The following is an 18,161-nucleotide window of genomic DNA, read 5'->3' on the forward strand; positions in this document are numbered from 1 at the left end:
ACGGCGAGCGAGCGCACGCCGTCCCAGCGCAACTCCATGTTGTAGTTCAGGCCGCCGCGAATCAGATGCAGGTGGTTATCGATCAGGCCTGGCAGCGCGGGCCGCCCGCCGAGATCGACGACCCTGGTCGTGCCGCGTGCGAGCGGCATCACATCGGCGTCGCTGCCGACCGCGACGAAACGGCCACCGGCGACCGCGACCGCTGTGGCGTTCGGGTTCGAACGGTCCAGTGTAGTAAATCGTCCGTTATGCAGAATGAGATCAGGTGGGGTATCGGTTGCGCTCATGGGAGTGTCCTCGCTTCGCTCGTTGCACTGATTGCATTCAAAATCCGAGCAACGGCTTGAGTGTCGGGATGGCCTGCGCGCCAATCAGCATGCCGAGCAGGCCGATAAGGGCGATCAGCGGCGGCGCGGGGGAACGGACCTTGATGGCGCTGTAGATCACGCCGATCAGCACGCCCCCGCCTAGTGACACCAGATACGGTTCCATACGATCAGTCTCTCCGACGGTTCAAAAGGCAGGTCATGGCATCCCGGTGTTCGCCGTCTGGAGTGGGTGGGTTTGTCCTTCTGACCGAATCCTTGATGATCCTGGTAGACGAAGCAGCGACTCCAGACCTGCGCCGGATCATGCAAATTTTCCCGGTCCCGAAGCCGAGGCCGCAGCTGCAGCTGCCACGCTTTCGCGTGGAGCACGCCGCAGCGGCCTCAACAAATCGGCTTCGAGCGTCGCGACAAGCGCGACAGGCCGCGATCGGGTCGCGATCAGGCCGCCGGTACTGCGGGGAGCGCCTCATGCGGCGTTGCGGTACGCTGCGGCGCCTTGTGAACCATCGTGTACGCGTAGTCGATGCCCATGCCGTAGGAGCCCGAGTGCTCCTTCGCGATCGCCATGACGGCGTCGTAGGTCTCGCGGCGTGCCCAGTCGCGCTGCCATTCGAGCATGACCTGCTGCCAGGTGACGGGCACGACGCCCGCCTGGATCATGCGCTGCATGGCATAGTCGTGCGCTTCCTTCGACGTACCGCCCGAGGCATCGGCCACCATGTAGATTTCATAGCCGCCTTCGAGCATCGCGCACAGGGCGAAGGTGTTGTTGCAGACCTCGGTCCACAGGCCCGAGACCACCACCTTCTTGCGACCGTTCGCAGCAAGCGCGTCGCGCACTTTCTGGTCGTCCCACGAGTTCATCGAGCTGCGTTCGAGCAGCTTCTGCCCCGGAAACACGTCCAGCAATTCCGGATACGTGAAGCCCGAGAAGCTCTCCGACTCCACGGTCGTGATCGTGGTCGGAATATTGAACACCTTGGCCGACTTGGCCAGTGCGACGACGTTGTTCTTCAGGACCTGCCGGTCGATCGATTGCACGCCGAAGGCCATCTGCGGCTGCTGGTCGATGAAGATGAGCTGGCTGTTCTGCGGCGTGAGTACTTCAAGCTTCGGATTGCTCATGACGGGTGTCCTTAGATCCGGAGATAAAAGAAGACCGCCTCGCCGGATTAACCGGAAGGAGTCGAATGTGTGATTGAGCTGGGAAGATCAGTCATCCAGCCCTATTCATTTAACACTCAAATCCGCCAAAAGAACATCGAATAAATGGAATTAAAGCGATTCCAAAAAGCGCCTGTCAAATCTCCGTATTTACCCTTTCCTTATTCCGGCAAACCCGCTAGGCTTTCACCCAATTCGCGGCGCAGTGCCTCTCACCGATCGATCGTCAACGAGACTCGCATCATGAAATCGTATGTTCTATCGCTGCTCGCCGGCGTGCTTGCCGGCGTCGTCTATCACACGATCGGCGTGCAATCGCCCGCGCCGCCCACTATTGCGCTGGTGGGTCTGCTCGGCATGCTGGCCGGCGAGCAGATCCTCCCCGTCGCACGCCGGATGTTCTCGGGTCTCAAGCTGAACACGGCCTGGCGCGAAGCGAAATGCAGCCAGCACATGTTCGGCGCACTGCCTGGGGCTCACGTACCCGATGCCACCGCAAAGGAGCGGCGGCCATCGTGATGCATTATGATTTGCGCAATCGCGCGCCGCGCGATCTACCGGCACGCGGATGAACAACGTCGAGCTATTTCATTACCTGCTGTTGTTGATCTGCGGCGCGGGCGCGCTCACGTGGCTCGCGGAACGTATCGCCATTGCGCCTGCCGTCGTGCTGCTGCTCGGCGGCTGCGCGATTGCGATAGTCGGCAAGCGCGTGCCCGACATGGACCCGAACCTGCTGCTCGCGGCCGTGCTGCCGCCGCTCCTGATGTCGAGTTCGTTCTACACGGCGTGGAAGGAATTCCGGCGCGAGCAAGGCACGATCGTTTCGCTCGTGATCGGCGCGGTGACGTTCACGACCGTTGCGGTCGGCGCCGCCGTGCATGCCTTCAATCCTGCGCTGCCCTGGGCTGCGTGTTTCGCGCTGGGGGCCATTGTCTCACCGCCCGATGCAGTCGCCGCGAAGGCGATCCTGCAGCGCCATCCGTTGCCCGCGAGGCTCGTGGCCGTGCTCGAAGGCGAGAGTCTCGTCAACGACGCATCGGGCCTGCTGCTCTATCAGGTGGCGGTTTCGGCGGCCATGGCCGCCACGATCACGGCCTCGGGCGCAACGGGCCTCTTCTTCACGCTCACGCTGATCGGCGTCGTGGTTGGCCTCGTGTGCGGTCAGGCCATGTGCTGGGTGCTGCCGCGTCTGGCCGACCCCATGCTCGGCATCGTCGTCACCTTCGTGATGGCCTGGGCGAGCTATGGCATCGCCGAGGCCGTCGGCGGATCGGGCGTGCTCTCCGTGGTGACTTGCGGCCTCGTGCTCGGCGTCCGCCAGCATCGCGTATTCGATGCCGACATGCGCATCAAGGCCAAGGCCACGTGGGAAGCGATCGTGTTCGTGCTCGACGCGTTGGTCTTCATCCTGATCGGGCTCGCGCTGCATGGCATCCTCGCGCGCGTGAATCACGAAGGCGCCGTGTTGATGGCCGGCCTGCGCGTCGCGTTGCCGGCCACCGCCGCCGCCATCGCGGCCCGCCTGGTGTGGGTGTTCGGCGCGCTCTGGCTGCCCGGCCGCATGCGTGCGAAACGCGCGGGCCGCGAGCCCTGGTCGTTGCGCGAAGCCATGGTGCTGGGTTGGGCCGGCATGCGCGGCGTCGTGAGCCTCGCCGCCGCGCTTGCGCTACCCGCGAGTTTCCCGGGCCGCGACCTGATCGTCTTCAGCACCTTCTTGCTCATCATCGCGACGCTCGTCGTGCAGGGCGCGAGCCTTGCACCGCTCATCCGCGTGCTCAAGCTGCGTCCGAGCCTGCGTGAAACGATGTCCGAGCACGAGGCGCGCGCTACGACGTTTCGCGCAGCCCTCGCCGCGCTCGAGGAGATCGGCAAGCGCGCATCCGGTCTCGAGCGCGCGACGCTCGATCGCCTGCTCACGGAGTACCGGGTTCGCGTCACCGCGAACGAAAACGCGCATACGTCGGGCGCGGAGCGCGTCGAGCACCGCGCCCGCTTCCTGCGCGTCGAGCTCGAGCTCGTCGGCGTATCGCGCGAGGCATTGCTCGGCCTGCATCGCGACGGCAAGATCGACGACGCGCTCCTGCACCGCATCGAGTCGGAGTTCGACCTCGAAGAACTGCGCCTGTTGCGCCTGCTCGAACCCTGACGGCTCCTCCGGCGCCAGCAAGACGCCCGCCCGCCGCCAGGATGCCGCCCCTACCTGAGCGCTTGTATCCATACTTCGTTGCGGTGTCACGCGCCGGAAAGCAACGCGCCCGCGCCAGGAACGATTGGCTCAAGCTCGAGATGGTCCAGCATGCGCCGGACGGTGCATACCGCAGTCGAAACGGTGCGAATTCCAAGCATGTCTTCGATGCGCTGAATCGCCGGCAATGAAGGCATCTGGACGCATGCCGACGCCACTACGACGTCCGCACCTTCGGTATTCAGGCCGCGAACGTCGTCGACCAGTTGCATCGGGTCACGCAGACCAACCTCAAGGTTATCGGGAATCTCAAAGCAGATGGAATCGATGACCTCGATGCCTTCGTTTTCAATGTAAGCGACGACGAGATCGGTCAATGGCCGCATATACGGCGCCATCAGCGAAATCCGGCGAGCGCCCATGATCTTCAGACCGTCGATCAGGGCTCCCGCGGAAGTCATGACGGGCGCAAGGCAATGATTGGCACGCGCAACCTCCAGCAGGTCGCGCTCGGTCTCCCGATGATATCCGGGGCCCATCGCCATGATCGCGACCAGGCATGCCGTGCTCATGACATCGACACGAGCGTCGGCAAGTTCCGCCGCGCAGCGCAAGCCTTCCTTGTTCATTGCGACCAGTTCCTCCTTCGTCACCTTGTGCATTCTCATCCGGCTCGAATGGAAGGTGAACCGCTCGGGGCGGATCGATTCACGGGCACGCAACATGGCGGGAATTTCCGTTTCCATGGTCGTATTCGAGCTGGGAACGATCTGTCCAATACGAAAATTTTGAGGCATTTTTCCTTCCAGAAATAAAGTTAGGTGTCCGGCATGCTGATTGACTCAGTCCGGCATGCCCGCGCCACGCGTCTCGGGCAAGAACCAGGGCAATACGATACCGAGCAGATAGACGCTGCCGAGTGCCAACGCAGCCTGCGAGACACCGCCGAACGATTTGATCATGCTGCCCGCAATGATCGGGAAGATCCACGCGATAAGGCGCGCCGCATTGAACACGAAGCTGATCGCAGTGGAACGCACACTCGAAGAAAAGAGTTCACAGGGGTAGATCGCCATCCAGACATAGGCGCAGCCCAGGGTAAAGAACCCGTTGACAGGCGCCACGACCATCATCGCTTCAACGCTTGTGGTCAGCTTGTACGTGATGACCGTTGCCACCAGCGCGCCGGCAAAAGTCAGTGACAGGAACGCCCGCCGGCCAATCGCATCCACCACGAAGCCGGCAACGGTATAGGCCGCAATCGCGCCAACGGTATACGCGATCGATATCTTCGAGCCCCAGGACAACGCGTCGGGGTAGCCTTCGGCTTTAGCGAGCGCCACGGTATAGGTCGGCAGCCAACTGGAAATCGCCCACCAGCCCACCGTCGCAGCGATCGACAGCACGACCAGCAGCATGGTGCGGCGCAGCGCTTCGGATTCGCTGAACAACTGCGTGAGTGTGAAGGGACGCTTGTCGGATACTGCCGTGTTGCCGGCAACCGGCTGGGTACCGGTCGCGCTCCAGCGTTTCTCGCGCACTGCGGATTGCCATTTTTCCGACTCGTCGACGCCGCGGCGGATATACAGCACAAAGAACGCGGGGGCTGCGCCAAGCACGAACATCAGCCGCCAGGTTTCGGCGCCGAGTGGATGCGTGAGCGAAAGTGCGTACCACACGACCGCTGCGACCAGCGTGCCCCAGCCGAAGCCCGATTGCAGGAAACCCGCCCCTTTCGCACGAGCCCGTTCCGGCCAGGTCTCCGATAGCAGCGCGACGCCCGTGCTCCATTCGCTGCCCATGGCGAGGCCAGTCAGGAAACGCAGCCCGCATAACGCCCAGAAGGTTTGCGAGAACGCGGTCAAACCCGACAACATCGCATAGAGGAACACGGACCAGAGCATCATTCGCTTGCGTCCGACATAGTCCGCGAGAATCCCGCCGACCAGTCCGCCCGCGCCCCAGCCAAGCAACGTAATGCCGATTACCAGGCCCGCGTAGGTCGTGGGAGAGGCGGCTTGCGCCGGCGACAGCACCGAATGCAGCATCGGACCCAGTACAACAACGAGCGCCAGTGCCTCGTAACCGTCGAAAATCCAGCCAAGGAAGCTAGCTTTCAGCACCCGCCAGTGCATCGCCGTGAGCCCCTCGTACCAGTGCGTTCGCGAGCCCGATACAAATTGCCTGTGTTCCATCTTTAGTCTCCGTCATTTTCTTCAACCGGGTTTTCACGTATTTCGGCCGTCCGCCGGCGCGCAGCGTGCCATGTCCCAGCGGTATCTGCCGAGACAACGCCGCCTCCTCGACATAGAATCGCGATGCGCGCTGCTCAGCCTTGGCGCCTGGACCGATGGCTCCGCAAGGCTGGAATGCTTTGGCACACAGGATGCCGATTGTCGGGATTATTGAAAACTTCTCAATGCTCAATAGAGGCATCGCCAAATGCGATGGGAGCCAAACAGATATCCAACCCGAAGGAGCGAGGATGCGTGTTTCAGTAACCCGGCCATTTCGACTCGACATGGAGTCGCTGCGCATTTTCGTGGCGGTCGTCGAGGAGGGCAGCATTGCGGCGGCGGCGGCCCGCACGCACATTGTGGCGTCGGCCGTCAGTAAGCGTGTATCCGATCTCGAAGGCGACGCGGGTACGCCGTTGTTATATAGGCACAGCCGCGGCGTGCAAGCTACGCCTGCGGGCGAGGCGCTTTATCACCATGCAAAGCGCCTCGGCGAGCACTTGCAGCAAATTGCGGACGAACTGTCTGAGTATTCGGCGGGATTGAGGGGACACACTCGAATTTATGTGAACTTCACCGCCATGGTCCAGTATCTGCCGGGCGTGCTGCGCACCTTTTTACGCACCAATCCGAAAGTGCGGATCGACATGGTCGAGAAGTCGAGCGATGAAGTGGTGCAGGCGATCACGGGCGGCGTCGCCGACCTCGGCATCTGCGCTGCCACCGAGGACGCGCTGGGCGATCTGCAGTGGCGGCCATACAGCGTCGATAAACTGGTCGTGATCGTCCCGTCGGATCATCGGTTCGCCGGGCGCGAAAGTGTGTCCTTCGCGGAGGCGCTGGACGACGACGTTGTCAGCATGCCATACGGTACGTCCATTTCGAAACTGTGTCGCGCTGCCGCGGAGCGTGCCGGCAGGCGGCTTCGCGTGCGCATCGAGGTGACGAGCTTCGAGGGGGTGCGCAATATGGTCAGCGCGGGTCTCGGCATTGGCATCCTGCCCAAGGGAAGCGTGACACCTTATATGCAGTCGGTCCCTTTTCACGTCGTTGAGCTTGATGAGCCGTGGTCGCTGCGGCCGCTGTTAATTATTGCGCGCAATTTTGAAACGCTGCCGCTTCCTGCGCGCATGCTGGTCGACCACCTCGACAAGCAACAGGACAACTTATCATGAGGCGTTGCCAGGCGTTCGATCGAGCCATTCGACGATGTTGCGCACGGTATCGCCATAGAATGTCTCGTACATCTCACGCGTAACGTAACCGATATGCGGCGTGGCGAGCACGTTGTCCAGCGTGCGCAACGGATCGCGCAGTTCGAGCGGCTCGCTATCGTACACGTCGATCGCGGCGCCTGCGATCTGGCCGCCCTTGAGCGCCGCGAGCAGCGCCGCCATGTCGACGATCGGCGCGCGCGACGTATTGACGATCCGGCTCGTGGGCTTCATGCGCGCAAGCTCGGCAGCGCCCACCAGCCCCCGGGTGCGCTCGCTCAAGCGCAAATGAATCGACAGAAAATCGGACGTCGAGAACAGCGTGTCTTTGTCGACCCGTTGCACGCCCTTCGATTGCGCGCGCTCCGCAGTGAGGTTCTCGCTCCACGCAATGACATTCATTCTGAACGCGCGGCCGATCACGCCGACCGCCGACCCGATATGACCGAGGCCCAGGACGCCGAGCGTCTTGCCGGCCAGCTGCGTTCCGAGCGTGCGCTGCCAGCCCCCCTCGCGCAAGGACTGATTCTCGCGGGGAATATTGCGCGCCATGGCCAGAATCATTGACCATGCGAACTCGATGGTGGGCGTGGACGAGTACCCCGTGTGCGCGACTTCGACACCGCGCTCGGCCGCCGCGTCCATGTCGATCGATTCGTTGCTCACGCCCGTGGAGGCGATGAGCTTGAGATTGGGAAGGTTTTCGATTATCTGGCGCGTGAGCGGCGTGCGCTCGCGCATCACACACACGATGTCGAATGGCGCGAGGCGCTCGATAACCTGCGCGGTCTGCGCGACGTGATCGTTGAAGACCGTGATCTGCGCACGACCATTCAACGCGGACCAGTCCGCCACGTCGAGCGCGGCGTTCTGGTAATCGTCGAGAACCGCAATTCTGATGCACGATGAGCCAGACATGGTTGTCCTCCTGCGGGAAACGCTCTGTTGCAAAAGCACGGATTGGTTTTCTCCCCGCGGCCCCCATTTTCAATTCAGACAAAATTGCCGATGGGCATGGAGAGCAGCAATGGAAACGACACTGGAAACCTTCTCGCGCGATGTGATCGACCACTCCGCGAACACACCCATATTGCTCGACTTTTGGGCGCCGTGGTGCGGTCCGTGTAACGTCCTCGGGCCGAGGCTCGAAAAGCTTGAGGCCGAGTACGAGGGGCGCTGGAAGCTGGTCAAGGTGAATGTCGACGAAAATCGCGAGCTTGCTGCCCAATTCAGGGTTCGCAGCATTCCCCATGTGGTTGCATTCGCGAATGGCGAGGCAGTCGGACAGTTCACGGGAGCGCTGCCTGAAAGTCAGTTGCGCGACGTGCTCAAGCAATTGACGTCGCTTGCGCCCGCCAATTGATGTGCCGGCCACTGAGAGGGCTTCGCCTCTCAGTGGCCAACCTGCATTTACGAAGCGAGCTTTGCCGCCAGCTCGGCAACGTGCTTGCCCTGATAGCGCGCGATATCGAGTTCATTCGCGCTCGGCGTGCGACTGCCATCGGCACCGGCAAGCGTCGTGGCGCCATAAGGCGAGCCGCCGGTAATCTCGTCCATCCTGGTCAGCCCAGCGCAAGCGTATGGCACGCCAACGATCACCATGCCCTGATGCAGCAGCGTCGAGTGGAACGACGTGATCGTGGTTTCCTGGCCGCCGTGCTGCGTACCCGTCGAAGCGAACACGCTGCCGATCTTGCCGATGAGCGCACCCTTCATCCACAGGCCACCGGTTTGATCGAGGAAGTTGCGCATCTGTGCGGCCATATTGCCGAAGCGTGTTGGCGTGCCAAAAATGATCGCGTCGTAGTCCGCCAGTTCGTCGATCGTCGCAACGGGTGCAGCCTGATCGAGCTTGATATGGGCCGCCTGGGCCTGCTCGGGAGGAATCGTTTCCGGCACGCGCTTGACGGTTACCGTCGCGCCCGGTACCGACCCGGCACCCTCGGCAACGGCCTTCGCCATCGTTTCGATATGCCCATACGACGAGTAGTAAAGCACAAGAATTTTGGCCATCTGGTTTCTCCGGTTTTACGTCGAATGATCGATCCCACCGCCCCACCGCTCGCCGATGCATCATCCGCACAGGCAAGCGTCAACTACGGCGCCGACGGCAAGCTTTCTGCAAGATAGTCGAGCAACGCCGCGACACGCGCGGGACGGATGACCCGCGAAGGCGTCACCAGGCTCAGGTAAGCCTGTGCAATCTTCCATTCCGGCAAGACCTCGACCAGGTCGCCGCGCGCCAGCGCGTCCGCAACCACGAACTCCGGCTGCAGCGCCATGCCCATGCCGGCCAGCAGCGGCGGAATCAACGACTCTGCATTGTTGGTCCGCATGCGGCTGTCGATCGTTATACTGCATTCCTCGCCGGACGTGTGTCTGAAGCGCCACGACAGCGATGTCGAATGACTCGCGTAGCACAGACAGGTATGGTCTTCGATTTCCCGAGGGTGACTGATGGGCCCATGCCTGGCGAGGTACGTCGGGCTTGTCACCAGCAGGCGGCGTATAACGCACAGATTGCGAGCCCGCATCGACGAATCTTCGGGCGCCGCAATGCGAACCGCCACATCAAAACCGCCGCGCACGACGTCGACCACGGCGTCGTCGAACGAAACGTCGAGATTCACATCCGGATAGCGCGCGAGAAACTCGGGCATGAGCGGCGCCAGATACTTGAGGCCGAATGACATGGGCGCTGAAATACGCAGCAAGCCTTTAGGCGCACGCGAGTGCGCCGATGTCTCCGCCTCGATCAACTCGCCCTCTCTGACGATGTGCCTGGCGCGCTCCATGACGAGCTGACCGATTGGCGTGAGAGAAATTCGGCGCGAAGTCCGGTATAGAAGCGTCGTACCCAGTCGCCGCTCGAGCCGGATAATCGCCTTGGACACGGTGGGCTGCGACATGCCGAGGGTTTCGGCCGCTTTCGCGAAAGAGCCGGCTTCGAGCACGCGCGCGAAAATCGCCCAAGCTTCGAGATCGGGAAGATTTGGCATGCAATTGTAATTAATGGGCGAGCATTGCTTCTTGAGGCAATGTTATCGGACCGGAAGCCAACGAAAAATAGAAAGAATGGAATAGAAGACATTCCATTTTGATAGGCATCTCAGCAGCGACCTGCCCGCTTCTCGAAACACCGAATGTCGACTGTTTTCCAGATGCCCGCTATGTTGAAGGGATCTTCAAGCACGAACGCCCGCACTGTCTCGATGTCGTGCGCATCGTAGAGAAAGAAGCTGCCGACGATGGTCCCGTCCGGCTCGGTGAGCGGCCCGGCAATCACTGTGTGAAGCGGCGAAGTCTCCAACCGTGCCTTATGCGCCGCAAAGTGCGTGCGACGAAGCGCGATCACGTCGGGGTGATCGAGGCAGTAAACGACGATATGCATTCGAGTTCCTTACTGGACAGAACATACGGGCGGCGCAAAACCGTCCGGAAACGTTTGACACAGGGCAGCACGCTTGCATGGCGTTAGCGCCCATATCTCAGCAAAAAATCCCTAAGCGGCGGATTGACGTCATGAGCATGCGTCAGGTTCGGCGTGTGCCCGGCCCCTGGCACGGTCACCATCCCTTTGCAGTTCGGCAGCCTCGCAGCCAGCGCTTCGCCGCAACGTGGATCGATGGCCGTATCGGCATCGCCATGAAATATGATGGACGCATGCGTAATTTCGCGTAGCTGGTGGGTGATGTCGTCACGCGAAGTGAGCGCATCGACCGGACGGTTGAAATGCTCGCGCGACATGCGCAGCCATTTCGAGGTCCACGCCGCTGCCGCATAGTCAGGGCCAAGAAGAAACGTCGCGAGATGGTCGGCTACGTTCGTGCCGCCGTTGCGTGCCCATTCCGCCTTCAATTGCTCGAACGAGTCCGTGACTGACGCGTCGTCAAGGTCGCTGCGCGTCGCAATCAGGGCGAGTGAGCGGAACCGGTCGCGCTCCAGCAGCGCGGCACGCATCGAAACGAAGCCGCCCTGCGACATGCCCACCAGCGACGCAGTGGCGATCTCCAGGTGATCCAGAAGGCCAATCAGATCGCGCGCGGAATCCCAATAGGTGAATGCCTGCCCGGTAGGCCCCGTTGTGCCGAATCCGCGCTGGTCCCACACGATGCACCGGAATACGTCCCGCAGATTCTCGACATTCGGCCGGAACATTTCGCCGTCCATCAGAAAGCCGTGGCTGAAGACCACCACGGGTCCATCCGGCGGACCCGATTCCTCATAGGCAATCTGGACGCCCTCGCGCTCAAACCATGCCATTTCGCTCCCTCCTCGATTGCGATGCGCTGTCGTGTGCACCATCGCGCACATGGGTATCACTATGGTTCGACTCACCCTCGGCGTGGTAATCGAATGAAGCGATCATTTGCCGTATCGTCCGGAAATCGCGCTACGCCACGCCTCGTGCACACCTGCGTCTTATACCCATTGACTTGTCGTGATTCATTTGATTTAGTGACAGGCGCAATAACGCACCGCCCATGACCATGCGCATGTCACAACGGCATCGCACCGCCAAGAGAACCCCGTATGCCCCCCATGACGATCGATTCGGAGAAGCCAGTCTGGATCCTGCAGGGAGACTTTGGCCGCGCGACGGTCAATTTCATCAGCCGCCCACTCGTCGCGCATGCGCACGCGCAGTATCAGTTCCTGTTCAAGCTCGGCGGCGCCGACTGCGGATTTCGTATCGGCGGACAAGAGTGCACGCTCACCGGCGAGCGTGCGATTTGCCTGAATCCGTGGATCGAGCATGCGAAGAGCGACAACGGCGGCACACCATCGCTGATCCTCTCGCTGGTGGTCGAGACGGCATGGTTGCGCTCACGGCTGCAACTCGCGGAATCGGGTCCCACGGGGATCTTTCCCAACGCTGTGGTCGTCGTCACGCCGGACGTGCGTCACCACGTCGAACGCCTGGCGGCCGCGATTACCCACCACCTCGTCGCGCATGACGATGGCGGCATGCCAATTCTCGAAGATCTCGTGTCCGCACTCGGGCGCGATTTCGCCGATCCGGTGCTCACCACGGGCATCGCACCGTCCACACGCCCCGTCGACTTCCGCATCCGCAAGGCGCTCGACTTCATCAAGCGGTCGCCGGAACCGAATCCCAGTGTTGCGCAGGTCGCCGCGCAGGTCGGGTTGTCGCGCTCGCGCTTCTTCGAGCAGTTCCGCCGCTGCATGGGCATCTCGCCTCAGCATTACATCGACTGGGTGCGAATGTCACATGCGATCCAACTGCTGGGCACCAGCGACCGGCCGCTGGCCGACATTGCCGACGAGTTGGGCTTCGAAGAACATAGTCATTTCACACGCTTCTTCTCGCAGCACATGGGTGTGCCGCCGAGCGAATTCCGGCGCCGCTCGGTCGTGCTGGGCAATTTGCAAGAGTAAGCCAGTAAGCCACTAAGCCGCGCGCGCGCGCGGCGCGGCACGCGCGGCGCAGATGCGCCCTGTCATCGCGCCGCACGCATGCGAGCGGTCTACCGCGTATCGCTCTCGCGGGACGGATCGGGGACCACCGGATTGCGCAACACACCCAGGCCGTCGATTTCAATTTCGACCGAGTCGCCAGGCCGCATGTGCACGAGCCCAGGCGTCGGGAACGGTCCGTATTGGCGCGACAGATCGTTGCCTTCAACATCGTCCGGCTGGGGCTTCAGCGCGCCCGGCGTGCCCATCGCGATCAAATCGCCCGGCCGCAGCCGGTAACCGCAACTCAGGTAGCTGATCGTGCGCGCGACGTCTATCAGCATGTCGTCGAGCGGCGCCTGCTGCCGGACCACGCCGTTCACGCGTGTCAGCACGGAACGCCGCGCGGGGTCGCCGAATTCGTCCGGCGTCATCAGCCAGGGACCATACGAGCCCGATGCCTCGAAGTTCTTTCCGAGTCCGAATTGCCGGTTATGTATTTGATATTCGCGCACCGAGCCTTCGTTCAGGCACGTATAGCCGGCCACATACGCGAGGGCACGCTCGACCGGAATGTAGCGCCCCGGCTTGCCGATGACGACGCCCAGTTCGCCCTCATAGTCGAACGCGCGAGCGACCGATTCGGACGGCGCGAAGATCGGCTCGTTCGCTCCCACATAAGACGCGGCGGTGCGCAGGAACAGGTGGGGATAGTTGGGGTTGGTCTGCAGACCGGTTTCGGCTATATGGCTCTTGAAGTTCAGCGCCAGCGCCCACATTGCGTTTGGCCGGCTCAGAAACGGCTTGAGCGTCACATCGGCTAACAGGCGGTCGCCCTGGCGGCCTTGGGTCGATTCGCGCAGGCGGGCGAGGCCGTCGTCGAGTTCGAGAATCTCGATCAGGTCGCTCGGCAGATCCGGCGCAACGTCCGCAACGGCGACGAAATGGGTCGGGCTGGTCACGACGCCGAGCACAGTATGGCCGGCGTCCAGATAGGCAATGATTTTCATCGGTACAGGTTAAGTCGAGTTGAATTGAGGAGACCAAACTGCGCCAAACCGCGCGGACTGCGCCAGACTGCGCAGCGGCGCTGGCGATTCAGCGCTCCGGCAACGCACTGGCGGCAGCGCGGCGCCCGGCTGCGGAGAGCGCACCGAGCACCACGATCGCCAGGCACGCGGGCACGATGGCGGTCAATACGATGTCGCGCGGCGCCCAGCCGAGCGAGAGCAATGCCCCACCGATCGCGGGGCCGACAAACGACCCAACGCGTCCCAGCGCATGGCCCCAGCCCACTCCGGTCGCACGCAGGTGCTCGGGATAGAACGCGACGGCAAGGGCGGTCTGGCCCATGATGCCGTTGACGAGGCCCGCCCCGATCACACCGATCAGCAACAGAACGACCGCGGGCAGCACGGCAACATGCGCGAGCGCGGCGATGCCCGCGATCACGGCCACGATGCCGACCGTCAGCGCCGATTTCACACGCACCTTGCCGGCGAGCGTCATGGCCGTGACTGCCGCGGTCATCAGCAAATTGCCGCTGAGCCCGCCGATGCTGAACGCGGCCATTCCGGCTGGCGCGTGTTCGAGCGTGAAGCCGAACGACAGCAACAGCGTGGGCAGCCAGAACAGCAGCGCGTAGACGTCCATGAAGATCAGGAAGGAGAACAGCCAAAGCAGCCCCGTGTAGGTGGCGTATCCATTGCCGAAGAGCGCCTTTACCGGGTTCGTGCGCATCTGCGGCTTGTGTGCGGCACGCGGTGGAACGCCAGCCGGCAGGATCCGATAGAACGCCGGTGCGACGACGAACGGCAACGCGCCACCTAGCACGAACACCGCCTGCCAGCCGAACCGGTGCATCAGCGGACCGCCGACGACGCCGCCAATCACCGCGCCCACCGACATGCCCGTTGTCACGAGCAGCGATGCCGCAACCTTGTGCCGCGCGCCGATGATGGTTGCCGACGCGGCAATCGCGATAGGCAGCGCCGCGCCGAGGCCGATTGCCGACAACACGCGCATCGCCGACAGCGCGGCGACATTGTCCGCATACATCGTGAGCCACGTCGCCCCGCCAAACAACACGACGCTCGCGAGGCCCACCAACCGGTGTCCGAAGCGATGCGCGAGCGATCCTGTGATGATGAAGCCGATCGCAGCCCCGATATTGGTCGCGACGAATACCGGCGTAAACGCGGCGGCGCTCAGTTGCCAGTCATGCGCAAGCGTTGGCACGACGAACGAAATCGAGGTGGTGTTGAATCCGTCCAGCACCACGACGAGAAAACAGACGAACAGAGCGATACGCCAGCCGGTGCGGCTGGCGTCCGGAATCGCGTCACCCACTGCAACCGGCTTGGAGTCTTCCACATTCATGACCTTGCCTCCTGCGGCGCGCGGGGCGGATGCCCGCGCGGCCGTATCCATACTCAAAAACGAAAACCCACGCGGCCTACGCGCGCACGTGCGAGGAAATGCGATGTTGCAGCTCGGCCGAGAAAATGCGCTTGGGCAGCATGCAGTGAACGCCCTTCGGGGGCTTGGTCGCATAGACGGTATGGGTCTGGTCCGCGAACTGCGTCACGCGGAAGCTGCCCGCCACACTAAGGATGCCGTAGCAATCCACCGGCTCGATGCCCGCGGCGGCCGACATCCAGCCGATCATCTGCCGCAGACACGCGACGAGCGAACTGTCGAGACTGTCGGCGAAACCGAAGCCAATCCAGTGATCAGCGGTTTCGGCCATCGGGCCGTCGAGCGCCTTGTGCTTGTGCAGCACGTACTGGATGCGCATTTCTTCGAACGCGGTCTCGATCGACGTCTGGTCGACATTGCCCTCGCCGGACGCGCCCATCGAACCGCCGGTCCACACGCGGCCGCCACTCTGCTGCACCGGCAGAAACACCGAGCTGCCGGGGTTCAGCACCGCACAGTCGAGGTTGCCGCCGTAGCTGCCCGCGAAGTTCGCGCTGACCGGCTTGTCACCGGGCGGTTGCGTGCCAAGGTAGGCCTGAAACGGATTGACGGGAATCTTGACGCCCGGGACAAAGTCCGCGTAGGTCCGCGCATCGTTGAACTTCAAATAGCGCAGGTACGGCGGGAAGTCGTGCGGCAGCGCGCCGACTCCGGGCGGCGCCGAGTTCCAGCCCCAGTAGATCGGCCGCATCTTCATCAGACGGCACTCGATGAGATCGCCTGGCTGCGCGTCGTCGATCACCACGGGTCCAATCAACGAGAATGCGCCGTTCGGATACTTCTTTCGGATCGGCTCGCGCTCCTTGAAACCCATCCCGTACTTGGGTTCGTTGCCCCAGTTGGTCCACGTGCCGTCGTACCAGACGGTGTCGCCGGAGCGGATCGTGACAGCAGCCGGCCGGCCCGGATCCATTTGTCCGACCTGGACGGTGTCCCACGACGGCACGAGACGGACCACCTTGCCGCCTGGCAAGGGCTGCATTGCGTTGCCGCCCGAGGACGAACCACTCGTCGCCGCACGCGCGACGCCCGCGACGCCCGCGAAGCCCGCGGCACCCGCGGCACCCGCGGCACCCGCTGCAATCGCGCCGAAGCCGAGCTTGAGCATCGTGCGCCGGCAGAGCACGGTTGCATCCTGTGTCGTCGCGCCAGCCACCTGCAGGTCGTTCGCCGAGGTTTCGCGCGCGTTATGGATATCGGTCGTATTTTTCATAAGTCATCCTGATGTTATTTCAACGGCAAAGGCGTCGTCATCGCGTAACCTGCGCACCGAACGCCTCAATGGCTTCCTTGAGCACTGCGTCATCGATTGCGGACGGTGCGCCACCCGCACCGACTGCACCGAGCAAGTGTCCGTTCTGGAACACCGGAAACACGCCGCGCCCTGGAAGGAACGGTGCGTAGTAGCCAGCGCTGGACACGTTGCTGTATTCCGACGGGTCGTCGCGATAGCGCTGCTCGAGCGTGACGCCCGACTGGCCGCCCAGCGCCACGGAGGCAAACGCCTTGCCGCGCGCGAAATCGACTGTCGCGAATGGCGCACCGTCCATGCGCACCGCCGCAAGCAGATGCCCGCCTGGATCGACCACGGCGAAACTCATCGAGAGATGGCGCGCATTGGCGGCGGCCACTGCGATGCTCAGCAGCTTCTGCGTTTGCGCATAGCTGAGCACATAGCTTGCGATGGGTGCGGGCGACGCAGCCTCCTGTGCCGCCGCACCCGACACGCCCGCGATGCAGCCGGCCACAGCGACGGCTGCGTATGCCGTCAAACGAACCGAGAACCTGGCATTCAACTTCTTCTCCTCCTTCTCAGCAACCGGTTGCGTTACGTCACAGCGTAGCCGCGGGTATGCGAACTTCGGTGACCGTTGAGCCCAGGCGCTTACCGGCAAGTCCGAAAAATGCCGGCAGCGAAGAAAAAAACCCGCGGGGCGCTCGCTCATGCGCCTCGCGGGCAAGCTGCATGCACCTACAGGAGACGCTCGCCCTTACTCCGTCGCGAACACCGAAACGCCGGTCCCGGCAAACTCCGGCGACGGTCCCTTCGCGAACGGCACGAACACCCGATGCGCTTCGCCGTCCACCGCCACCGAGTGCGAACCGGTGCCCGTCGGCACGACGGCGACGAGGCTGCGCGTGCTCGCGTCGACGATGCCCAACGCCGGATCGAACTTCGCGGCCTTGTTGCCGACCTGGGACACGTTATCCGCCGAGTGATGGCCGGCGGCCAGGAAGTAGCGGTTCGAGACCGGGTCGTAGACCGCCTCGTCGGTGCCGCCAAACGGCAGTTCGGCCAGCGTCGTGCCGTTGGTGCGATCGATAATCACGGTGGTCTGCTTGCCGCCCTCATCCGGATCGCAGCCGATCAACGCATCGTTGCCCGGCCCGATTGCGAGACCGGTCGGCCCTTCGCAGCCTTTGAGCTTGAGTACTGTGGCGATTTGCGGATTGCCGTCGAGCACCGATTTCACTGGAATCAGATCGACCTCGCCCTTCGGGTTGGCCTTCGTGCCGTCGTTGTTCAGCATGAAGTTTTGGGCTTTGGGATCGTAGGCGCACGCCTCGAGCCCGGTCGAATCCTTCAGCGGCAGTTTCGCAATGACCGACTGGGAGTCGGTGTTGATAAACGTCGCGAACGGCGGCTCTTCGGCGCCGCTCGAGAACATCACGACGTGGTGGACGGGATCGAGACAGCCTTCATCCGCGCGAATGCCCGAGGTGCTGACCTCGATTCGCTTGACAAGCTGCTTCGAAGCCACGTCGATCACCTTGACGGCGTTCACGTCGCCGATGTACACCAGCGACGATCCCGGAATCGGGATCACGCCGGACGGGCCCGATTTGTCATGGGTCGGTCCAATGCCCGCGAAATCCGCGGAAATCCGGTCGCGCAGCGTCATCGTCTTCGTATCGAATACGTCGAGCGTCGCGTTCGATCCGTTGGCCAGATAGTAGTTGCCGTCCGACGCCGCGCTGATGTCGAAGCCAAACGGTTTCGCGCCCGTCACCGGAATGTTGGTGATCAGCTTGGGACCGTTGTGGGGCGCGTCGCCCGCCCACACGACGGCTCCTGCCGCGGCGACACTCGTCAGTACGGCTGCACAAATGGCTCTTTTCATGTTTTGACTCC

Annotated in this window: 19 protein-coding genes and 1 pseudogene; 5 read left to right on the forward strand and 15 right to left on the reverse strand. The window is 62.7% G+C overall.

Features of this window, described 5'->3' with window-relative positions:
• The 3 genes from L5014_RS33320 to L5014_RS33330 all read right to left on the reverse strand — a co-directional run.
• The coding region (locus tag L5014_RS33320) for an amidohydrolase family protein (RefSeq protein WP_238468091.1) at nt 1-287 on the reverse strand (287 nt) is incomplete at its 3' end.
• 37 nt (nt 288-324) lie between these two features.
• On the reverse strand, nt 325-492 hold the full coding sequence (locus tag L5014_RS33325) for a DUF1427 family protein (RefSeq protein ID WP_238468093.1): 168 nt from the start codon (nt 490-492) through the stop codon (nt 325-327).
• 275 nt (nt 493-767) lie between these two features.
• Entirely contained in the window at nt 768-1,454 is a 687-nt protein-coding gene (locus tag L5014_RS33330; RefSeq protein WP_238468094.1) for a hydrolase, read from the reverse strand.
• Nucleotides 1,455-1,736: 282 nt separating this feature from the next.
• Here L5014_RS33330 and L5014_RS33335 point away from each other — a divergent pair, with 282 nt between their 5' ends.
• Entirely contained in the window at nt 1,737-2,012 is a 276-nt protein-coding gene (locus L5014_RS33335; RefSeq protein WP_238468096.1) for a XapX domain-containing protein, read from the forward strand.
• Between the two features lie 49 nt (nt 2,013-2,061).
• Nucleotides 2,062-3,642: a Na+/H+ antiporter gene (locus L5014_RS33340; protein ID WP_238468098.1), complete on the forward strand. Its 1,581-nt coding sequence runs from the start codon at nt 2,062-2,064 to the stop codon at nt 3,640-3,642.
• A gap of 86 nt (nt 3,643-3,728) precedes the next feature.
• On the opposite strand, the gene L5014_RS33345 is transcribed toward L5014_RS33340, so the two are convergent.
• Together L5014_RS33345 and L5014_RS33350 are read right to left on the reverse strand one after the other, a co-directional pair.
• A complete protein-coding gene (locus tag L5014_RS33345; protein ID WP_238468100.1) occupies nt 3,729-4,478 on the reverse strand; it encodes a maleate cis-trans isomerase family protein in 750 nt (249 codons plus the stop codon).
• A gap of 45 nt (nt 4,479-4,523) precedes the next feature.
• Nucleotides 4,524-5,876: an MFS transporter gene (locus tag L5014_RS33350; protein WP_238468102.1), complete on the reverse strand. Its 1,353-nt coding sequence runs from the start codon at nt 5,874-5,876 to the stop codon at nt 4,524-4,526.
• Between the two features lie 290 nt (nt 5,877-6,166).
• Between L5014_RS33350 and L5014_RS33355 the strand changes: the two genes are divergently transcribed.
• Nucleotides 6,167-7,093 (forward strand): LysR family transcriptional regulator, encoded by a 927-nt coding sequence (locus L5014_RS33355; protein WP_238468104.1) that lies wholly within the window; start codon nt 6,167-6,169, stop codon nt 7,091-7,093.
• Here the strand turns inward: L5014_RS33355 and L5014_RS33360 are convergent.
• Nucleotides 7,088-8,050: a D-2-hydroxyacid dehydrogenase family protein gene (locus L5014_RS33360; RefSeq protein WP_238468106.1), complete on the reverse strand. Its 963-nt coding sequence runs from the start codon at nt 8,048-8,050 to the stop codon at nt 7,088-7,090. The genes L5014_RS33355 and L5014_RS33360 overlap by 6 nt on opposite strands.
• A 109-nt stretch (nt 8,051-8,159) precedes the next feature.
• Between L5014_RS33360 and trxA the strand changes: the two are divergent.
• A pseudogene (trxA, locus tag L5014_RS33365) lies at nt 8,160-8,471 on the forward strand (thioredoxin); the annotation flags it as partial.
• A 71-nt stretch (nt 8,472-8,542) separates the two neighbouring features.
• Here the strand turns inward: trxA and wrbA are convergent.
• From wrbA to L5014_RS33385, 4 genes are all read right to left on the reverse strand, one after another.
• Entirely contained in the window at nt 8,543-9,145 is a 603-nt protein-coding gene (gene wrbA, locus L5014_RS33370) for an NAD(P)H:quinone oxidoreductase (RefSeq protein ID WP_238468108.1), read from the reverse strand.
• An 83-nt stretch (nt 9,146-9,228) separates the two neighbouring features.
• Nucleotides 9,229-10,131, reverse strand: a complete 903-nt coding sequence (locus L5014_RS33375) for a LysR family transcriptional regulator (RefSeq protein WP_238468110.1) — start codon at nt 10,129-10,131, stop codon at nt 9,229-9,231.
• A gap of 110 nt (nt 10,132-10,241) precedes the next feature.
• Nucleotides 10,242-10,523: a YciI family protein gene (locus tag L5014_RS33380; protein ID WP_238468112.1), complete on the reverse strand. Its 282-nt coding sequence runs from the start codon at nt 10,521-10,523 to the stop codon at nt 10,242-10,244.
• An 83-nt stretch (nt 10,524-10,606) separates the two neighbouring features.
• On the reverse strand, nt 10,607-11,395 hold the full coding sequence (locus L5014_RS33385; RefSeq protein WP_238468114.1) for an alpha/beta fold hydrolase: 789 nt from the start codon (nt 11,393-11,395) through the stop codon (nt 10,607-10,609).
• A 270-nt stretch (nt 11,396-11,665) separates the two neighbouring features.
• Between L5014_RS33385 and L5014_RS33390 the strand changes: the two genes are divergently transcribed.
• Entirely contained in the window at nt 11,666-12,532 is an 867-nt protein-coding gene (locus tag L5014_RS33390; RefSeq protein WP_238468116.1) for a helix-turn-helix domain-containing protein, read from the forward strand.
• An 89-nt stretch (nt 12,533-12,621) separates the two neighbouring features.
• Here L5014_RS33390 and L5014_RS33395 read toward each other — a convergent pair whose 3' ends face one another.
• The 5 genes from L5014_RS33395 to L5014_RS33415 all read right to left on the reverse strand — a co-directional run bounded on the left by L5014_RS33395 (nt 12,622) and on the right by L5014_RS33415 (nt 18,150).
• Complete coding sequence (locus L5014_RS33395) at nt 12,622-13,560, reverse strand: fumarylacetoacetate hydrolase family protein (protein ID WP_238468119.1); 939 nt, start codon at nt 13,558-13,560, stop codon at nt 12,622-12,624.
• A gap of 88 nt (nt 13,561-13,648) precedes the next feature.
• A complete protein-coding gene (locus tag L5014_RS33400) occupies nt 13,649-14,929 on the reverse strand; it encodes an MFS transporter (RefSeq protein ID WP_238468121.1) in 1,281 nt (426 codons plus the stop codon).
• Between the two features lie 76 nt (nt 14,930-15,005).
• Nucleotides 15,006-16,241 (reverse strand): acetamidase/formamidase family protein, encoded by a 1,236-nt coding sequence (locus L5014_RS33405; protein ID WP_238468123.1) that lies wholly within the window; start codon nt 16,239-16,241, stop codon nt 15,006-15,008.
• A gap of 37 nt (nt 16,242-16,278) precedes the next feature.
• Nucleotides 16,279-16,824: a GlcG/HbpS family heme-binding protein gene (locus L5014_RS33410; RefSeq protein ID WP_238468125.1), complete on the reverse strand. Its 546-nt coding sequence runs from the start codon at nt 16,822-16,824 to the stop codon at nt 16,279-16,281.
• Nucleotides 16,825-17,019: 195 nt separating this feature from the next.
• Complete coding sequence (locus tag L5014_RS33415) at nt 17,020-18,150, reverse strand: YncE family protein (RefSeq protein WP_238468127.1); 1,131 nt, start codon at nt 18,148-18,150, stop codon at nt 17,020-17,022.
• Between the last annotated feature and the right edge of the window lie 11 nt (nt 18,151-18,161).

Origin of the sequence: Paraburkholderia tagetis, assembly GCF_022213065.1 — a bacterium.
Lineage (GTDB): Bacteria > Pseudomonadota > Gammaproteobacteria > Burkholderiales > Burkholderiaceae > Paraburkholderia > Paraburkholderia tagetis.